The sequence below is a fragment of the Pseudomonas sp. BF-B-30 genome, from assembly GCF_019956305.1.
Lineage (GTDB): Bacteria > Pseudomonadota > Gammaproteobacteria > Pseudomonadales > Pseudomonadaceae > Aquipseudomonas > Aquipseudomonas jessenii.
On the sequence record NZ_JAHBDG010000024.1, the window covers coordinates 1 to 18616 of the forward strand.

The 18616-nt window shown below is 60.2% G+C and carries 16 protein-coding genes; 4 read left to right on the forward strand and 12 right to left on the reverse strand.

Annotated elements, in window-relative coordinates; translation table 11 throughout:
• Positions 1 to 141 precede the first annotated feature (141 nt).
• Together betB and betI are read right to left on the reverse strand one after the other, a co-directional pair.
• Positions 142 to 1614, reverse strand: a complete 1473-nt coding sequence (betB, locus tag KGB29_RS14590) for a betaine-aldehyde dehydrogenase (protein ID WP_057712979.1) — start codon at positions 1612 to 1614, stop codon at positions 142 to 144.
• Positions 1615 to 1676: 62 nt separating this feature from the next.
• Positions 1677 to 2270: a transcriptional regulator BetI gene (gene betI / locus KGB29_RS14595; RefSeq protein ID WP_007985937.1), complete on the reverse strand. Its 594-nt coding sequence runs from the start codon at positions 2268 to 2270 to the stop codon at positions 1677 to 1679.
• 381 nt (positions 2271 to 2651) lie between these two features.
• Between betI and KGB29_RS14600 the strand changes: the two genes are divergently transcribed.
• Positions 2652 to 4592: a BCCT family transporter gene (locus KGB29_RS14600; RefSeq protein ID WP_223543857.1), complete on the forward strand. Its 1941-nt coding sequence runs from the start codon at positions 2652 to 2654 to the stop codon at positions 4590 to 4592.
• Positions 4593 to 4801: 209 nt separating this feature from the next.
• On the opposite strand, the gene choV is transcribed toward KGB29_RS14600, so the two are convergent.
• The 3 genes from choV to KGB29_RS14615 all read right to left on the reverse strand — a co-directional run bounded on the left by choV (position 4802) and on the right by KGB29_RS14615 (position 7836).
• Positions 4802 to 5980, reverse strand: a complete 1179-nt coding sequence (gene choV, locus KGB29_RS14605; RefSeq protein ID WP_047534342.1) for a choline ABC transporter ATP-binding protein — start codon at positions 5978 to 5980, stop codon at positions 4802 to 4804.
• Positions 5977 to 6822, reverse strand: a complete 846-nt coding sequence (choW, locus tag KGB29_RS14610) for a choline ABC transporter permease subunit (protein WP_057716544.1) — start codon at positions 6820 to 6822, stop codon at positions 5977 to 5979. Before choW ends, choV begins: the two co-directional genes overlap by 4 nt.
• Positions 6823 to 6888: 66 nt before the next feature.
• Positions 6889 to 7836, reverse strand: coding sequence for a choline ABC transporter substrate-binding protein (locus KGB29_RS14615; protein WP_057712981.1), 948 nt, complete (start codon positions 7834 to 7836; stop codon positions 6889 to 6891).
• Positions 7837 to 8271: 435 nt separating this feature from the next.
• On the opposite strand from KGB29_RS14615, the gene KGB29_RS14620 reads away from it, so the two are divergent.
• Both KGB29_RS14620 and KGB29_RS14625 read left to right on the forward strand, forming a co-directional pair.
• Positions 8272 to 9648 (forward strand): L-serine ammonia-lyase, encoded by a 1377-nt coding sequence (locus KGB29_RS14620; protein ID WP_102672293.1) that lies wholly within the window; start codon positions 8272 to 8274, stop codon positions 9646 to 9648.
• A 532-nt stretch (positions 9649 to 10180) separates the two neighbouring features.
• Positions 10181 to 11284: a GlxA family transcriptional regulator gene (locus KGB29_RS14625; protein ID WP_007975492.1), complete on the forward strand. Its 1104-nt coding sequence runs from the start codon at positions 10181 to 10183 to the stop codon at positions 11282 to 11284.
• Between the two features lie 112 nt (positions 11285 to 11396).
• Here KGB29_RS14625 and KGB29_RS14630 read toward each other — a convergent pair whose 3' ends face one another.
• The 6 genes from KGB29_RS14630 to KGB29_RS14655 form a co-directional block, all read right to left on the reverse strand.
• Positions 11397 to 11663: a hypothetical protein gene (locus KGB29_RS14630; protein ID WP_007995656.1), complete on the reverse strand. Its 267-nt coding sequence runs from the start codon at positions 11661 to 11663 to the stop codon at positions 11397 to 11399.
• A 385-nt stretch (positions 11664 to 12048) separates the two neighbouring features.
• Positions 12049 to 13212, reverse strand: a complete 1164-nt coding sequence (locus KGB29_RS14635; RefSeq protein ID WP_223616448.1) for a gamma-butyrobetaine dioxygenase — start codon at positions 13210 to 13212, stop codon at positions 12049 to 12051.
• A 13-nt stretch (positions 13213 to 13225) separates the two neighbouring features.
• A complete protein-coding gene (locus tag KGB29_RS14640; protein ID WP_090451849.1) occupies positions 13226 to 13702 on the reverse strand; it encodes a thioesterase family protein in 477 nt (158 codons plus the stop codon).
• A 154-nt stretch (positions 13703 to 13856) separates the two neighbouring features.
• Positions 13857 to 14822 (reverse strand): L-carnitine dehydrogenase, encoded by a 966-nt coding sequence (locus KGB29_RS14645; RefSeq protein WP_150813787.1) that lies wholly within the window; start codon positions 14820 to 14822, stop codon positions 13857 to 13859.
• 141 nt (positions 14823 to 14963) lie between these two features.
• Positions 14964 to 15851 carry a 3-keto-5-aminohexanoate cleavage protein gene (locus KGB29_RS14650; protein WP_057712986.1) on the reverse strand — a complete coding sequence of 296 codons (888 nt, stop codon included), beginning with the start codon at positions 15849 to 15851 and terminating at the stop codon, positions 14964 to 14966.
• A gap of 94 nt (positions 15852 to 15945) precedes the next feature.
• A complete protein-coding gene (locus tag KGB29_RS14655; RefSeq protein ID WP_102672502.1) occupies positions 15946 to 16890 on the reverse strand; it encodes a choline ABC transporter substrate-binding protein in 945 nt (314 codons plus the stop codon).
• 223 nt (positions 16891 to 17113) lie between these two features.
• Here KGB29_RS14655 and KGB29_RS14660 point away from each other — a divergent pair, with 223 nt between their 5' ends.
• Complete coding sequence (locus KGB29_RS14660) at positions 17114 to 18058, forward strand: GlxA family transcriptional regulator (protein ID WP_150813788.1); 945 nt, start codon at positions 17114 to 17116, stop codon at positions 18056 to 18058.
• A 131-nt stretch (positions 18059 to 18189) separates the two neighbouring features.
• Here KGB29_RS14660 and KGB29_RS14665 read toward each other — a convergent pair whose 3' ends face one another.
• A complete protein-coding gene (locus KGB29_RS14665) occupies positions 18190 to 18606 on the reverse strand; it encodes a DUF3010 family protein (protein WP_150813789.1) in 417 nt (138 codons plus the stop codon).
• Between the last annotated feature and the right edge of the window lie 10 nt (positions 18607 to 18616).

An 18616-nucleotide genomic window follows, 5' to 3' on the forward strand; every position in this document is an offset into this window, starting at 1 on the left:
GCCAGGGTGTTACCGGCAGAGCCGGCACCGATGATGATGTAGTCGAATTCTTGGGACATTGAATGCACCCTCTTTGAAGTTGGTCAGGTCTGGCCTGACGAGTGCTGCGCACTCGATTCGCGAGCAATACAGGTCTCGGTCTTAGAACACCGAGACGTAATCGCCCAGCTCGACCTGTACCGATTTGATGCGGGTGAAGTTGTTCAGCGAACTGATGCCGTTCTCACGGCCGACACCCGACTGCTTGTAGCCACCGACCGGCATCTTCGCGTCGGATTCGCCCCAGGCGTTGATCCAGCAGATACCGGCTTCCAGCTGATGAATCACGCGGTGGGCGCGGTTCAGGTCCTTGGTGACGATACCGGCGGCCAGGCCGAAGTCGGTGTCGTTGGCGCGGCGGATCACTTCTTCTTCGGTTTCGTAGGAGAGGATCGCCATCACCGGGCCAAAGATTTCTTCGCGGACGATGGTCATGTCGTCGGTGCAGTCGGTGAACACGGTCGGCGCCACGAACGCACCCTTGGCGAATTCACCGTCGGTCAGGCGCTCACCGCCGCACAGCAAGCGGGCACCTTCTTCCTTGCCCTTGGCGATGTAGCCCAGCACGCTTTCCATGTGCGCAAAGCTGACCAGCGGACCGAAGTTGGTGTTTTCGTCTTCCGGGTTGCCGATGCGGATGCGCGCAACGCGCTCAGCGATCTTGGCTTCGAAAGCGGCCTTCAGGTGAGCCGGTACGAACACGCGAGTGCCGTTGGTGCAAACCTGACCGGAGCTGTAGAAGTTGGCCATCATCGCGGTGTCGGCGGCGCGATCGAGGTCGGCGTCGTCGCAGATGATCAGCGGCGACTTGCCACCCAGTTCCATGGTCACGTCCTTGAGCGAAGAGCTCGAAGCGCTGGCCATGACTTTCTTGCCGGTATCGGTGCCGCCGGTGAACGAGACTTTCTCGATGCGCGGGTGTTCGGTCAGCCAGGTGCCGACTTCACGGCCACTGCCGGTCAGGACGTTGAACACGCCGTTTGGCACGCCGGCTTCGGTGTAGATCTCGGCCAGTTTCAGGGTGGTCAGCGAGGTGACTTCGCTTGGCTTGAAGATCATCGCGTTACCGGCCGCCAGGGCTGGTGCGGATTTCCACAGGGCGATCTGGATCGGGTAGTTCCACGCGCCGATACCGGCCACGACGCCCAGCGGCTCGCGACGGGTGTAGACGAACGAAGTGGTGCGCAGCGGAATCTGCTCGCCTTCGATGGCCGGTACCAGGCCTGCGTAGTACTCCAGCACGTCAGCGCCGGTGACGATGTCGACGTAGCGGGTTTCGGAGTAGGCCTTGCCGGTGTCCAGGGTTTCCAGGGCGGCCAGTTCGTCGTTGCGCTCGCGCAGGATTTCCACGGCACGACGCAGGATGCGCGAACGCTCCATGGCGGTCATGGCGGCCCAGATCTTCTGGCCCTTTTCGGCGCTGACGACGGCGCGTTCGACGTCTTCCTTGGTAGCACGTTGCACTTTTGCGAGGACTTCACCGTTAGCCGGGTTGATGGCTTCGAAAGTGGCGTCGCTGCTGGCGTCGCTGTACGCGCCATCGATGTAGAGTTTTTGCAGTTCGAAACGGGCCATAAAGTCCTCGCAAGAGCATTAAGTGGCTGGCGCGGTTCGGTGGTTGAGCGTTTATGTGTGCTCTAACTCACCCGCTTGGCCAGTTGGGTATCCATGTATTCGTAAGCAATCTGTTGCGCCTGCTCGGTGTCGAAAGCATCTCCCGACAACGCGCCGCGCAACCACAGGCCGTCGATCAACGCTGCCAGGCCTCGGGCGGCACTGCGCGCATCATTGAGCGGCAGCACGCGGCGAAACTGGCAGCACAGGTTGGAATACAGACGGTGATCGTTGATCCGCTGCAACCTGTGCAAAGACGGCTGGTGCATGCTGGTGGCCCAGAAGGCCAGCCAGGTTTTCATTGCCGGGCCATTGACCTGGCTGGCGTCGAAGTTGCCTTCGATGATCACCTGCAGATGAGCCCTCGGGCTGTCATCTGTCAGCGCCTGTCGGCGCAGGGTGACGTTCTCGCTCAGGACGGTCATCAGGTACCCCATGGTGGCGGCGATCAGGCCATTCTTGTCCTGAAAGTAGTGACTGATGATGCCATTCGAGACACCGGCCAAACGGGCGATCAGCGCAATGCTGGCGTCCCCCATTCCGACCTGATCGACGGCCTGCAAAGTGGCTTCGATCAATTGCTGGCGGCGGATGGGTTGCATACCGACCTTGGGCATCTTGCACATCTCCTTAGGCCTTCCCGCAGACGCAGAACGTCCATCGGCTTGAGGGCCAGTCTATTTTGTTTTGATTGAACGTTCAATCAACAAAGAATAAGATCTGCGACAAATCGTCGCTGCTTACAGATTTTTCCTACATGTAAATGGCGGCAAACTGACATCCGAAATAGCTCGAAGCCTATACGCCACGGCGTCTCAAGGGCTTCGGGCTTTTTTCGGGCTGTCTTTATATCACCCGCCGGTCGGCTGCCCACTAACCGATTGGTCGGGTAACTCGTTTGTCTTGCGTTCTTCTCTCGCACTGCCCGGAGCATCTGTGCCATGAGTTCTGCCTCGCTAATAAAGACCCCACCCGAGAAGGTGACGGTCAACGGTTGGGTGTTCTACACCTCTACCGCGTTGATTCTGTTGTTGACCGCCATTCTGATCATCGCCCCGCAAGAGGCCGGCAGAATGCTGGGTACGGCGCAAGCCTGGCTGTCCCGCAGCTTCGGCTGGTACTACATGGTGGTGATCGCCGCCTACCTGATTTTTGTCGTTGGTCTGGCGTTTTCGTCCTACGGCAAATTGAAACTGGGCAGCAAGGACGACACCCCGGACTTCAGCTACGGTGCCTGGGCGGGGATGCTGTTCTCCTCGGGTATCGGTATTTCGCTGCTGTACTTCGGCGCGTCCGAGCCGCTGGACCACTACTTCAACCCGCCGGAAGGCGTTGCTGGCAGCAACCTGGCGGCTCGTCAGGCGGTGCAGCTGACCTTCCTGCACTGGGGCTTGCATGGCTGGGCGATCTACGCGCTGGTCGGCCTGGCCGTGGCGTACTTTGCCTACCGGCACAACCAGCCGCTGGCGTTGCGTTCGGCGTTGTATCCGCTGGTGGGAGAGCGTTGGGTCAAGGGCGCGGCCGGGCACGCGGTGGACGGCTTCGGCATGTTCGTGACCCTGCTGGGGCTGGTGACGAACCTGGGGATCGGTTCGCTGCAAGTGTCGTCGGGGCTGGAAAACCTGTTCGGCATGGAGCACAGCAACACCAACCTGCTGATCGTGATCATCGTGATGAGCACCGTGGCGACCATCGCTGCCGTGTCGGGCGTGGAAAACGGCATCCGCCGTCTGTCCAACCTCAACATCGTGCTGTTCAGCGGCCTGCTGATTTTCGTCCTGTTGTTCGGCCCGACCTTGCACCTGCTCAACGGTTTCGTACAGAACGTCGGTGACTACCTGAACGGCGTGGTGCTGAAGACTTTCGATCTGTATGTGTACGAAGGCGACAGTGAGAAGTCCGACCGCTGGCTGGGCCTGTGGACCCTGTTCTACTGGGCCTGGTGGATTTCCTGGGCTCCATTCGTGGGCATGTTCATCGCGCGTATTTCCCGTGGTCGCACCGTGCGCGAACTGGTGGCCGGTGTGCTGCTGATTCCGCTGGGCTTCACCCTGGCGTGGCTGTCGATCTTCGGTAACTCTGCCCTGGACCTGGTGATGAACCATGGGGCGGTGGAGCTCGGGAAGACGGCGCTGGAACAGCCGTCCATGGCGATCTACCAGTTGCTAGAGCATTACCCGGCGTCGAAGGTTGTGATCGGCGTGTCGATCTTTGTCGGTTTCGTGCTGTTCCTGACCCCGGCGGACTCCGGCGCGGTGATGATGGCCAACCTTTCGTGCAAGGGCGGCAATGTCGACGAAGACGCGCCGCACTGGCTGCGGATCTTCTGGTCGGCGGTGATCACCCTGGTGACCATCGGCCTGCTGTTCGCCGGCAACTTCGAAGCCATGCAAACCATGGTGGTGCTGGCCGGTCTGCCGTTCTCGGTGGTGCTGGTGTTCTTCATGTTCGGCTTGCACAAGGCCATGCGCCAGGACGTGCAGATCGAACAGGAGCAAGCGGAACTGGCGGCACGTGGTCGCCGTGGTTTCACTGAGCGTTTGACCCAGTTGGACCTGCAACCGAGCCAGTCGGTGGTCCAGCGCTTCATGGACAAGCACGTGACTCCGGCGCTGGAAGATGCGACGGCGCAAATGCGTGCTCAAGGTCTGGAGGTTCAGACGCTGCTGGGCAAGTCCAAGCGTTGCATGGGCGTACGGGTCGAGATGGAAGAGGGCAACCCGTTTGTCTACGAAGTCAGCCTGGATGGCTACCTGGCCACGCCAACCGATTCGGCTCAGTCCGATGAGGCGCGTCAGCGTTACTATCGTGCCGAGGTGTATCTGCACAACGGTAGCCAGGACTACGACTTGATGGGCTTCACCCAGGATCAGATCACCCGTGACGTGCTCGATCAGTTTGAAAGCCATCGGCAGCTCCTTGGCCGCGTCTATAGCTGAGTTGTGAAGTGATGCGGTGTTTCTGTCTGAGGCACCGCATCGCATTCTTCGCGAGCAAGCCCGCTCCCACATTGGATTTGTGAACACCGCAGATCAAATGTGGGAGCGGGCTTGCTCGCGAAGGGGCAATCAGCCGCAAAGCTGAATGTCCCTATACCCCACAAACAAAAACGCCGCGATACTCTCGCGGCGTTTTTGTGTCTGTTGCCTTACCCCAGGTTCTTGCCGAGCAGTGCGTGATACAGCTCGCTGTCGCCAAGAATCCCCACTACATGGTTGTTATCGTGCAGCACCAGTTTGTTGCCGGTCTGATAACGAATCTGCAGCGCATCGCGCATGCCGATGTTCGAGTCCACCAGGGTTGGTCGACGACCCAGGCCTTCAACAGCCTGACCCGGTACCCAGTTCTGCAGATCCAGAGCAGAACCGTTTTGACGCGCCCCTTTGATAGTGTTGCCTTCCGCCAGGTCCAGCCACGAATCGCCGCCCGGATCGAGGCATACCGAACCGTTGATGCGTTTGCAGTTGTCCAGGGTGCGCATCAGGCTGCGGCCGCACAGTACGTTCAGCGGGTTGGTGTGGGCCACGAAGGTCCGCACGTAGTCGTCCGCCGGGTTCAGCACGATCTCTTCCGGCACACTGTACTGGATGATCCGGCCGTCTTTCATGATCGCGATACGGCTGCCAAGTTTCAGGGCTTCATCGAGGTCGTGGCTTACGAATACGATGGTCTTGCTCAGCTTGCGTTGCAGTTCCAGCAGCTCGTCTTGCAGACCCTGGCGGATCAGTGGGTCGAGCGCCGAGAACGGTTCGTCCATCAACAGAATGTCGGCGTCCATCGCCAAGGCACGGGCCAGGCCCACGCGTTGTTGCATACCACCGGACAGCTCGTTGGGTTTCTTGTTGCGCCACTGGGTCAGGCCCACCAGCTCCAGCTTGTCGTCCACCAGCTTGCGGCGTTCCTTCTCGGGACGACCCTGCATCTCCAGACCGAAGCTGATGTTCTCGCGAACGGTCAGCCAGGGCATCAGGGCGAACTTCTGGAACACCATCGCAATGCGCTTGGTGCGCATCATTTTCAGTTCTGCCGGGGTGCAGGAGGCAATGTCGATCTGCTTGCCTTCGTGCTCGACGAACAGCTTGCCGCGGCTGACGGTGTTGAGGCCGTTGATGCAACGCAGCAGGCTGGATTTACCGGAGCCGGACAGGCCCATCAGTACGCAGATCTCACCTTTTTCGATGTCCAGGCTGGCTTTTTCAACACCTACAATCTGCCCGGTCTTTTTCAGGATCTCGTTACGGGTCATGCCTTGATCCAGCAGCTTGAGTGCCTCGCGTGGATCCTTGGAGAAGATAACGTCAACGTTATCGAAGCGAATAATGCTCATGCGTCACCCCCTACTTTGGCGTCGGGTTGTTTGCAGATACGGTCGAGCATGATCGCCAGCAGTACGATCGCCAGACCTGCTTCGAAGCCCAGGGCGATATCAGCGGTATTCAGTGCGTTGACCACGGGTTTGCCCAAACCGTCGGCGCCAACCAGTGCCGCGATCACCACCATCGACAACGACAGCATGATGCACTGGGTGATGCCGGCCGCGATGCTTGGCATGGCATGAGGCAGTTCAATTCGCGAGAGCAATTGACGGCGCGAGCAGCCAAAGGCCTTGCCGGCGTCCATCAATTCTTCCGGGACATCGCGAATACCCAGGTAGGTCAGGCGGATGGGCGCGGCAATCGCGAACACCACCGTGGAGATCAGACCCGGGACCACACCCAGCCCGAAGAGGGTCAGGGTAGGAATGAGGTACACGAACGTCGGTACGGTCTGCATCAGATCGAGTACCGGACGCATTAAAGTATAGAACATCGGTTTGTGCGCGGCGACGATGCCCAGCGGCACGCCGATGATCACGCAGACCAGGGTGGCGAACAACACCTGGGCGAGGGTTTCCATGGTCTCCTGCCAGTACCCCAGATTGAGGATCAGCAGAAAGGAGGCAACGACAAACGCTGTCAGGCCCCATTTGCGTTGAATGAAGTGTGCCAGTAGTGCGATTACGCCGATCAGTACCAGCGGGTTGAACCAGGTCAGCGCAAACGTCACGCCGTGGATCATCGTTTCCAGTGACACGGCGATGGCGTCGAAGGTGTTGGCGCCGTGTTGCGTCAACCATTCAACGAAGCCCGCGATGTACTGGCCTAAGGGGATTTTCTGATCAATCAGCATGGTATTGAACGTCCGCATGCAAGGAAATAAACAGCCCGGACGGCCGAGGCCGCCCGGCATAAGCGATTACTTGGCCAGTTTGGCTTTCACGGCCTCCAGGCCTGGTTTACCGTCAATGGTTGTCACGCCAGCGAGCCAGGTATCGAGCACCTGTGGATTGTTTTTCAGCCAGGCCTTGGCGGCCGCGTCAGGCTTCATCTTGTCGTCCAGGATGTTGCCCATCAGTTCGCTTTCCATGTCGACGGTGAACTCCAGGTTCTTCAGCAACTGACCAACGTTGCTGCACTCCTGCGCGTAACCCTTGCGGGTGTTGGTCGCCACGGTGGCGGCACCGAAGTCGGGGCCGAAGAAGTCATCGCCACCGGTCAGGTATTGAATTTTGAAGCGCTTGTTCATCGGGTGCGGCGCCCAGCCGAGGAACACCACGGCGGTGTCGCGTTTCTGTGCGCGGTCGACCTGCGACAGCATGCCTGCTTCGGAGGATTCGACGACTTTGAAACCGGCGGTCTTCAGGCCGAAGGCATCCTTGTCGATCATGCTCTGGATCAGACGATTACCGTCGTTGCCAGGCTCGATGCCGTAGATTTTGCCGTCGAGCTCTTTCTTGAATTTGGCGATGTCGGCGAAGTCATGCAGGCCCTTGTCGTACAGCGCCTGAGGGACGGCGAGGGTGTACTTGGCGCCCTTGAGGTTGGTGCGTACGGTTTCCACGGTGCCGGCATCGCGGTAGGCCTTGATGTCGTTTTCCATGGTCGGCATCCAGTTGCCCAGAAACACGTCCATGTTCTTGCCGTCGGCCAGGGACTTGTAGGTCACGGGCACGGAAATCATGGTGGTCTTGGTTTTGTAGCCGAGGGCGTTGAGCACGACGCTGGTGGTCGCGGTAGTCGCGGTGATGTCGGTCCAGCCGACATCGGAGAAGTTTACGGTACTGCACTGCGCCGGTTCTGCGGCTTGCGCCAGAACCGGCAGACTAAGCATGGCGGCCAACAACAACGACGGGGAACCTTTCATGGATGGACTCCTTGGTGTTTTTTTTGGCAGTGTTCCGACTGGACCACCGCACTTATAGGTTGCGGTTGGATGGCGTTCTGGAGACAGCTCTACCGCAGCGCCTTGCAATCGAGTCGATATGATCATGTACCAGTGAAAATCTGACGCCTACAGGGTGCGTCGTATCCAGTACAGGGATGGTCGCATCCAGTGTCGGTGACGTCGTTTACAGATTTTTTCAGGCCCTTTTCCTCTTCTGAACCGCAAAAAAACGGCGAAAACACGGCGTAAAAGACACGCGGCGCTGGTGGGCATGAGTGCGTCGGTTAGAGACGTCGAACAACACGATAAAAGCTTGATGATGCGGTCATCTCGGCGGATTGCAGCTTGAGCGTAGCAGCTCCGTCACCGTGCGTTTTTGCGTGCGCAGTGGGCCCATCCAGGAGTTCGGCAGTAATGGCTATCAGTGTTTTCGACCTGTTCAAAATCGGCATCGGCCCATCCAGTTCGCACACCGTGGGGCCCATGCGGGCGGCGGCGTTGTTTGTGCAGGGCCTGCGCGAGCGTGGGTTGCTTGAGCAGGTGCGGCGTGTCGAAGTCCAGCTGTTTGGCTCGTTGTCAGCCACTGGTATCGGCCACGGCAGCGACAATGCAGTGATCATGGGGCTGATGGGCGAGTGGCCGGATGCGATTGATCCGTCGCAAATCGGCATCCGTATCGCCAACCTGCGCGAGACCGACACGCTGCTGCTCGACGGTCGCTTGCCGGTGCCCTTCATCTGGGGCCGGGACATGCGCCTGATCGACGAGAACCTGCCATTCCATCCCAACGCCATGACCCTGATTGTCGAGGGTGATGACGGCGAGTTGCATCGCGACACCTACTATTCGGTCGGCGGCGGTTTTGTCGTCGATGAAGCGCAGGCCTCCAGCGGTGTCGTCGACCTCGACAGCACTGTGTTGCCTTATGATTTTTCCAGCGCCGCCGAGCTGCTGGAACTGTGTAAAAAACACAACCTGCGCGTGGCTGAGTTAATGATGGCCAACGAGAGGGTGTGGCGCAGCGAGGATGAAATCCGCAGCGGCCTGATGAAGCTCTGGCGCGCCATGCAGGATTGCGTTGAGCAGGGCCTCAAACACGAAGGCATCCTGCCCGGCGGGTTGAACGTGCGCCGCCGCGCGGCCAAGCTGCATCGCAGCCTGCAGGAACTGAACAAACCCAACGTGATCGGCTCGACCTTGAGCGCCATGGAATGGGTCAACCTGTTCGCCCTGGCGGTCAACGAGGAAAACGCCGCTGGCGGGCGCATGGTCACGGCACCGACCAACGGCGCGGCGGGGATCATTCCGGCGGTGCTGCACTACTTCATGAAATTCAGCGAGGCCGTGACCGACGCCAATGTCGTCGACTACTTCCTCGGCGCGGCGGCGGTGGGAATCCTGTGCAAGAAGAACGCCTCGATCTCCGGTGCCGAAGTCGGTTGCCAGGGCGAAGTCGGTTCGGCCTGCGCCATGGCGGCGGCGGGGCTGGCGGAAATCCTTGGCGCCACGCCAGAGCAACTGTGCAACGCGGCGGAGATCGGTCTGGAGCACAACCTCGGCCTGACCTGCGACCCGGTGGGTGGGCTGGTCCAGGTGCCGTGCATCGAGCGCAACGCAATTGCCGCGGTGAAGGCGATCAACGCCGCGCAAATGGCATTGCGCGGTGATGGTCAGCACTTCATTTCGCTGGATCGGGTGATCCGCACCATGCGCGATACCGGTGCCGACATGCATGACAAATATAAGGAGACATCGCGGGGTGGGTTGGCGGTGAGTGCGGTGGAGTGTTGAGACAATAAAACCGAGTCGCCTGCTTCGCGAGCAAGCCCGCTCCCACATTTGATCTCCGTCGTTCACAAATCCAATGTGGGAGCGGGCTTGCTCGCGAAGGCGGCAGACCAGTCAAAACTGCGCACCAAGTGAACACCCGCTCGAAGTCGCGCCATCTTTTAGTGCGTCGCTCACAGATAAATCGCCTTGCCACTGATCGAGGGCCAGCCAGCCTTCGACCGCCCGTCACCCGTGCTTGCGGTGACACTCCTCTGCGATGCGGCGAAACGCCGTTCCCACAAGTGCTACCGAATTGCTCACAGCTTGTGGGCCAGGGCGCTTGCCAGCCCTGATGGCCATTTAAATCCCCACTCCCTGCGCGTCACATATAGACACATTCCGACGTCGTTTTTAGGAGTTATTGAACGCGCATTCAAATTTAGGCATGGCAATTGCTCTGTCATTACAAAGCCCGTCTCCCACGCGAGAACGATGGCAATAAAAAGAGCCTCCGCCTGAGGCCATCACCCGCTTTGTGTGAGGAGATACCGCGATGACGACGTTCAACTCCGGGGCCCAACCCCAGAACCGTGCGCCTCAATCCATCGGCTTTCTGCTGCTGGACAATTTCACGCTGATTTCTCTGGCCTCCGCAGTGGAACCGCTGCGCATGGCCAACCAGTTGTCCGGTCGCGAGCTTTATCGCTGGACCACCCTCACCGTCGATGGCGGCCAGGTCTGGGCCAGTGACGGCCTGCAAATCACCCCCGACGCTTCCATGCACAAAGCCCCGCCGATGGACACCGTCATCGTGTGCGGCGGCATCGGCATCCAGCGCACCGTTACCCGGGAACACGTGTCATGGCTGCAAAGCCAGGCTCGCCAGTCCCGCCGCCTCGGCGCGGTGTGCACCGGCAGCTGGGCCCTGGCCTGCGCCGGCCTGCTCGATGGTTTCGATTGCAGCGTGCACTGGGAATGCCTGGCGGCGATGCAGGAAGCTTTCCCGCGTGTAGCGATGAGCACCCGCTTGTTCACCCTCGACCGTAACCGTTTCACCAGCTCCGGCGGCACCGCGCCGCTGGACATGATGCTGCACCTGATCAGCCGTGATCACGGGCGTGAACTGTCGGCCGCGATCTCGGAAATGTTTGTCTACGAGCGCATCCGCAACGAGCAGGATCACCAGCGTGTGCCGCTCAAGCACATGCTCGGCACCAACCAGCCGAAGTTGCAGGAAATCGTCGCGTTGATGGAGGCCAATCTTGAAGAGCCGATCGACCTGGACGAACTGGCGGTGTATGTCGCGGTGTCCCGTCGTCAGCTCGAACGCCTGTTCCAGAAGTACCTGCACTGCTCGCCGTCGCGTTACTACCTGAAACTGCGCCTGATCCGCGCGCGTCAGCTGCTCAAGCAAACGCCGATGTCGATCATCGAAGTGGCTTCGGTGTGCGGGTTTGTGTCCACGCCGCACTTCTCCAAGTGCTACCGCGAATACTTCGGCATTCCGCCACGTGACGAGCGTGTAGGGTCCAACACCACCCAGCAGGTGGCGATGATGCCGTTGCCTCAAGCGCTGGTGCTGTCGCCGTTGTCCGGGCCGTTGTCGGCGCTGAGCCAGGCGCGTAATGAGTCTACGTTTGCCAGTGTAAGGCTCTAGACCGAGGCGCCTTCATCGCGAGCAAGCTCGCTCCCACAGGTTTTCGGATTGTTCACACATTTTGTGTTCAACCCCGATTTCCTGTGGGAGCGGGCTTGCTCGCGAAGGCTGTTTATCGGCCTGTATGGCTCTGCTGATACTCCGCCAGCGCCGGCAACAACTGCTTGTCGATCGCCTGGCGTACCGCCGGCAGGATGGTCGCGCTGCTGGTGTACATCTGTTTGACCATGGTCCGCAGGGTCATCGCCCGTACATCGTTCAAACCTCGTACCGCACACTCGCAGGCTTGCTCGGCGGTGGCGCCGGTGGGCACCTCGAAGCCCAACGACTTGAGCTGGCCCAACAGGTCTTCCTGGTCTATCAAATCGGCGTGCATCATGACGCAATCCTTCTTCAGGGAACGGTGTCTTGGTTCGATTCTGGTAGGGGTGCCGGGTGTCGGCAAGGGCGAATTGTCGCAATGGCAGCATTGGCTATGAACAGGTCGTTTTCGGGCAACTTGCCGGCCAAAGGAGGGGGCACACTGGACTCAGCTCGCTTCACGAAGGTTTGGTCACCCTCGCACGGCAGCTCCTCAACAGTACCCTCTGCCTCGATCCTGTCACGGCTTGATCGGGGTTTTTTTTGCCTGTGAATCAGTGGATTTTGTGTTGATTGATATACCGTCTTCGCGAGCAAGCCCGCTCCCACATTCGACCTAGTCCTTTCAGAGAAACGCGGTTAAATGTGGGAGCGGGCTTGCTCGCGAAGAACGATGACGCGGTCTATCGCTGTAACACGAGGATGCGCGACAACAACTCATCCCGGTCGACATAGCAGCCCTGGAAATGCCGGGCGCCGGTGGCGGGGTCGAAGGCGTTGCGGGCGTGCAGGGTGCGACGGTTGTCGAAGCACCACAGCTCACCGGGATTGAGCCGCTGCATCAACCTGAATCGAGGCTCGCGGGTCATCGCGATAAAGCGCCGGTAGGCCTGATACAACTTGGGCATCTGCTCCACCGAAGCATCGAAGGGGCCGCGCAGAAAGTTGGCCATGCGGATTTCCGACACCTGCCCCAACGTATCCAGGGCAATGATCGGTGCCAGGCAGCGGTAGTCGCTGTGACGGTCCTTGTTGCGAAACTCCACGGGGATTTCGCAGAGGCTTTTGAAAGATTCGGGGTCTTCCCGGCGCAAGGCGTCGGCAATGGCAAAGCCGTCGACAAAAATGCTCTCGCCACCCTCGGCGTCATTGACCAGGCAATGCAGGAATTGCAGCCCCGGTTGCAACTCCCGGGTTGGCAAATCGCTGTGCAGCGGCAGGTTGAACGCGGTGTAGGCGTTGCTGTCGGCGTCGGCCTTGGATTGCACGTTGAACAGCACGCCGAAATTGCTCTCGCGGATGAAGGAAATCCGTTGGGCGATCAGTTTCAGAGAGTCGGGCTCGGTGGGCATGCCACGGACTTGGGTCAATCCGACATCCCGTACCGCCAACAACCATTGCAACAAAGCGTCGGAGTCGTTCATCAGCGCCTGATACTCGAATACCGGCAACTGAACATTACTGTGCCAAAGCCTGGCTTTTGGCTTGCGTGCCTGGCGCTCGGCGCGGGACTCGTCGTCATAGGCGTGGGCGCGCAGCCAGCCGGGGTCGAAGCGGCTGCTGTGGCCGTCCTGCCAATCAACCGACAGGCAACCTTCGGTGTCGATGTGCACTTGGTCAAGGATCAAGTCTTGAGCTACATCGACGATTTCCAGCACTTGCTCGCGGGTCACGGTGTAGACGCACTGCGGGCACGGGCAATTGTCCCGTAGCCATTGATGGTGGAAGGGGCTGACGCGATCGTCGGCCCAGCTCACCAGAACACGGTCCGCCAGAGTCTGCACGCCAGCCAGCGCGCTGATCAACGGATAGGTACGAAAGTCGGCAAAGGCAGCGGCGGTGTTCATGGCGATCTCCTTGTTATTTTTTTTGGGGTAATGCGATCACTCGGCCAATGTACTCGGGCGCTGGCAGGTCTGCCTGTTCGGCGACGATGGCTTGCAGCTGGCTCAAGGACTGCTCGCTGAACGGTGCCGAACGCGGCCCGGCGAGGTCCACGTGCAGCAGCATCTGTTCATTGCCAGCCAGTTCCCGGGCATCACCCACCAGATGCAGGCTGTGATAGAGGTGCACGCGCTTGTTGTCGTGGGCGATGATTTGGGTGTGCACTTCGACCTGGGCGTCGAGCTTCACCTCGTGCAGGTAATTGAGGTGCAGTTCGAGGGTGAACAGCGAGTTGCCGCTGGCCTCGCGGCTGTTGCTGTCCAGGCCCAGGCGATCCATCAGGGCATCGGTGGCGTAGCTGAAAATCAGCAGGTAGAAGGCGTCGCGCAGGTGGCCGTTGTAGTCGACCCAGTCGGGGATGATGGTGGTTTGGTAGGTGGTGAGGGTGGGCATGGTTTAACTTCCAATATGTGTGGTGACGGTACCGTCGCTTTCGCGAGCAAGCCCGCTCCCACAGGTGACCGAGTTGTATCAGGCACCTGCGATCAAATGTGGGAGCGGGCTTGCTCGCGAAGGGGGCAGACCTGCTGGCCCATTAGCTTGAGGTTTACTCGCTGAAGGTCATCCCATGCTTCTCTTTGGTGGTCTTCACTGCCTCCAGCACCGCCAGCAGGCAGTCATCACGATAGCGCTCCAGCGCCGAAATGCTGTGTTTACCCAGTTGATCGCTGGTGCCATCGACCACATCATCGATCAGTTTGTCGGTCAGCTCCGGCGCCGGCAGGTAGGTCCACGGCAATTGCAACGCCGGGCCGAACTGCGCCATGAAGTGACGCATGCCGGCATCGCCGCCGGCCAGGGTGTAGGTCAGGAAGGTGCCCATGAACGACCAGCGCAAACCCGCGCCGAAGCGGATGGCGTCGTCGATTTCGCCGGTGGTCGCCACGCCGTCGTTGACCAGGTGCAGCGCCTCACGCCACAGTGCTTCGAGCAGGCGGTCGGCGATGAACCCCGGCACTTCCTTGCGCACGTGCAGCGGGCGCATCCCCAGGGATTCATAGACCTTCATGGCCGCTTGCACCGCTTCAGGGGCGGTGTTTTTACCGCCGACCACTTCCACCAGTGGCAGCAGGTAAACCGGGTTGAACGGGTGACCGACCACACAGCGTTCCGGGTGCATGGCGCTCTCGTAGAACTCGCTCGGCAACAGGCCAGAGGTGCTGGAACCGATCAGCGCATTGGGCTTGGCTGCCGCGCTGATTTTGCTGTGCAGGTCCAGTTTCAGCTCCAGCCGTTCCGGGGCGCTCTCCTGGATGAAATCGGCATCGCGCACGCACTCTTCGATGGTTGCGACAAATCGCAGGCGATCTTGCGATGCACCCGGCGCCAAACCTTGTTTTTCCAGTGCGCCCCAAGCGTTGGCGACACGCTTGCGCAGGGCCGCTTCGGCACCGGGGGCCGGGTCCCAGGCCACTACATCCAGGCCATGGGCGAGGGCGCGGGATACCCAGCCGCTGCCGATGACACCGCTGCCTAACGCTGCGAAGGTTTTGATTTCGGTGATAAAGCTCATGGTCACGTCCTAAAGAGTTCAGAGATTTCTTGTGGGAGCGGGCTTGCTCGCGAAAGCGGTGGTTCTACCGCTGAAGATGTGCCGGATGCACCGGCCTCTTCGCGAGCAAGCCCGCTCCCACAGGGGTATGCGTAGGTGTGATTAACCGCGCTTGGTCAGGCCCATTTTTGCTCGGCCTTCAGCCGGGGTCAGGACGCGGGCACCGAGGCGGCTGAGGATTTCCGAGGCGCGCTCGACCAGTTGGCCGTTGGTCGCCAGTACGCCCTTGTCCAGCCACAGGTTGTCTTCCAGCCCGACTCGCACGTTGCCGCCGAGCAACACTGCTTGTGCCGCCATCGGCATCTGCATGCGACCGATACCGAAACCGGCCCAGACCGCGTCGGCCGGCAGGTTGTCGACCATGGCTTTCATGGTGGTGGTGTCCGCCGGTGCGCCCCAAGGGATGCCCAGGCACAGCTGGAACAACGGGTTGTCGAGCAGGCCTTCCTTGATCATCTGCTTGGCGAACCACAGGTGGCCGGTGTCGAAGATCTCCAGCTCGGCTTTCACGCCCAGCTCCTGGATGCGTTTGGCGCCAGCGCGCAGTTGGGCCGGGGTGGAGACGTAAATGGTGTCGCCGTCGCCGAAGTTCAGGGTGCCGCAGTCGAGGGTGCAGATTTCCGGCAGCAGTTCTTCGACGTGGGCCAGGCGGGTCAGCGGGCCGACCAGATCGGTGTTCGGGCCGAATTCCATCGGGTTCTCGCCCGCGCCGATTTCCAGGTCGCCGCCCATGCCGGCGGTGAGGTTGACGATGATGTCCACGTCCGCTTCGCGGATGCGCTCCATCACTTCACGGTACAGCGCCACGTCACGGCTGAACTTGCCGGTTTGCGGGTCACGCACATGGCAGTGAACCACGGTGGCACCGGCCTTGGCGGCTTCCACGGCGGCAGCCGCGATTTGTTTCGGGGTGACCGGCACGTGTGGGCTCTTGGCGGTCGTGTCGCCAGCACCGGTGAGTGCGCAGGTGATGATGACGTCGTGGTTCATTTGGCGGTTCCTTACAGGCGAGTTTTTGGTTTTGGCCAGGCGTGGTGATCCCGTTCGCAGCCCGTTGGGGCTGCGAGTCGGTGGTTCATTCGGTTTATTTACTGGTCAGTTGCAGGTTTTCAGCGGCCGGTTTGCCATCGAAGGTGGTGACGCCTTCAAGCCAGCGTTTTTTGTCCTGCGGGTGATCCTTGAGCCATTGTTTGGCCGACTCGAAAGCGTCCTTGTGATCCAGCAGCGGCTGCATCATCCGGCTCTCGTCTTCGGCGGTGAACGTCAGGTTGCTCAGCAGGCGACCGATGTTCGGGCATTGTTCGGCGTAGGTCGGTGCGGTGACGGTCCATACGGTGGCCTTGCCTTCGTTCGGGCCGAGGGCGTTATCGCTGCCGGTGAGGTAGGTCATTTTCACGTTGACGTTCATTGGGTGCGGCGCCCAGCCGAAGAACACCACGGCTTCGTTGCGACGCACGGCGCGATCCACCGCGGCGAGCATGCCGGCTTCGCTGGATTCGACCAGCTGGAACTTGCCGAGGCCGAACTGGTTCTTGGAGATCATCGCCTTGATCTGGGTGTTGGCGCCCGAGCCAGGCTCGATGCCGTAGATTTTGCCGCCCAGTTCTTTTTCGAATTTGGCGATGTCAGCGAAGGTTTTCAGGCCCTTGTCGGCTAGGTAGGTCGGCACGGCGAGGGTCGCGCGGGCGTCCTGCAGGCTTGGCGCATCAAGCACCTTGACCTGTTTGGCGTCGACGAACGGGGTGATGGTCTGGGTCATCAGCGGGTTCCAGTAGCCGAGGAACAGGTCCAGACGCTGGTCGCGGATCCCGGCGAAGATGATTTGCTGGGAGGCGCTGGTCTGTTTGGTGCTGTAGCCGAGGCCGTCGAGCAATACCTGGGTCATGGCACTGGTGGCGATCACGTCGGTCCAGTTCACTACACCCATGCGCACGTTCTGGCACGCGGCGGGTTCGGCGGCCATGACACTGGCGCTCAGTAACGCGGTACCACTGAGTGCAAGAACACAGCTGCTGATCAGTCGTTTCATCTCAGGTTCCTCGGCAGTTCGTTATTGTGAGTTCCGGTGTCTGATGCGCCGGTGATGCCAAGTTACGCAGCAAAGCACCGATGAAAGCGCACTGCGGCGACCAGCTCTTGCACTGCAGCGACCTGTGCTCTTGAATGCCGCTCGCAACTGGCGTATCAACATCCCTACGCTGCCCGCCCTCTCGTTACCTGGCCTCTTGTTACCTGCTAAGCGAGTGCGCTCCATGTCCCAGGATTTCTACTTCTTGTTGATGCCGGGTTTCTCGGCCATCGGATTTATCTCGGCCATCGAGCCGTTACGGGTGGCCAATCGCTTTCGTGGCGAGCTATATCGCTGGCATGTGCTGAGCGCCGATGGCGGGGCGGTGCTGGCCAGCAACGGTATGTCGGTCAACGCCGATGCGGCGCTGGAGCCGCTGAAGAAAGGCGCGACGCTGCTGGTGGTCGCCGGGTTCGAGCCCCTGAAATTCACCACCCCGGCGCTGGAACACTGGCTGCGCCGCCTGGACCACGAAGGCGTGACCCTCGGCGGCATCGACACCGGCAGCTTCATCCTCGCCGAGGCGGGTTTGCTCGACGGCCATCGCCTGACCCTGCACTGGGAAGCCATCGACGCGTTCAAGGAATCTTATCCACAGCTCAGCGTCACCCAGGAACTGTTCGAGATCGACCGCCGTCGCATCACCTCTGCTGGCGGCACCGCCTCTATTGATTTAATGCTGGATCTGATCTCCCAGGCCCATGGCCCGGAGCTGGCGATCCAGGTCAGCGAGCAATTCGTGCTTGGCCGCATCCGCCCGCGCAAAGACCATCAGCGCATGGAAGTCGCCACCCGTTATGGCATCAGCAACAAGAAGCTGGTTCACGTGATCGGCGAGATGGAGCAGCACAGCGAACCGCCGCTGAGCACGCTGGAACTGGCGGAATCGATCAAGGTGACGCGGCGGCAGCTGGAGCGCCTGTTTCGCCTGCATCTGAACGACACGCCGAGCAATTTCTACCTGCGATTGAGGCTGGAGAAAGCCCGGCAGTTGCTGCGCCAGACCGACATGAGCGTGCTGGAAGTGAGCATTGCCTGCGGGTTTGAATCGCCGTCGTATTTCACCCGCAGTTATCGAGCGAAGTATGAGCGGTGCCCGCGGGAGGATCGACGCACCGCCAAGGCATAAACCCCCGAGAAACCTGTGGGAGCGGGCTTGCTCGCGAAAGCGGTGTGTCAATCGGCACAGATGTCAGCTGACAGACTGCATTCGCGAGCAAGCCCGCTCCCACATTTGATCACCAGTGTCTGGAGGGGCGGTTACTTCTTCAGTAACGCCGAACATGCCGCCTTGTACGCCTCATGCTGATACTTGTTCAGCGTCCCCGGCAGCTCGAAATTGTGCTTTTTGGCTTGGGCATTGATGGTCTGCGGCGACAGCAAGGTCACCTCGCAATTCTCCAACAACTGGAAAACCCCCTCGATCTTGAAGGTCGTTGGCCCGCCAGCGAACTCGCCTTTCTTGCTGCGTTTCTTGATCGCAATGCGGTCGATGGAATTCTCACGGACAAACGAAGCGACCTGAGCGGCAAACACTTTGACGTTGGCGGCTTCGTCATCATCGTCCAGGGCAATTTTCTTGGTGGCGAGCGCGACATGGCTCAGCGCCTGACCGTCCAGCGTGGCCACGGCGATGATCGCTTCGCTGCCTTTGATTTCGATGCCGCAGACTTTCATGTTCAATCCC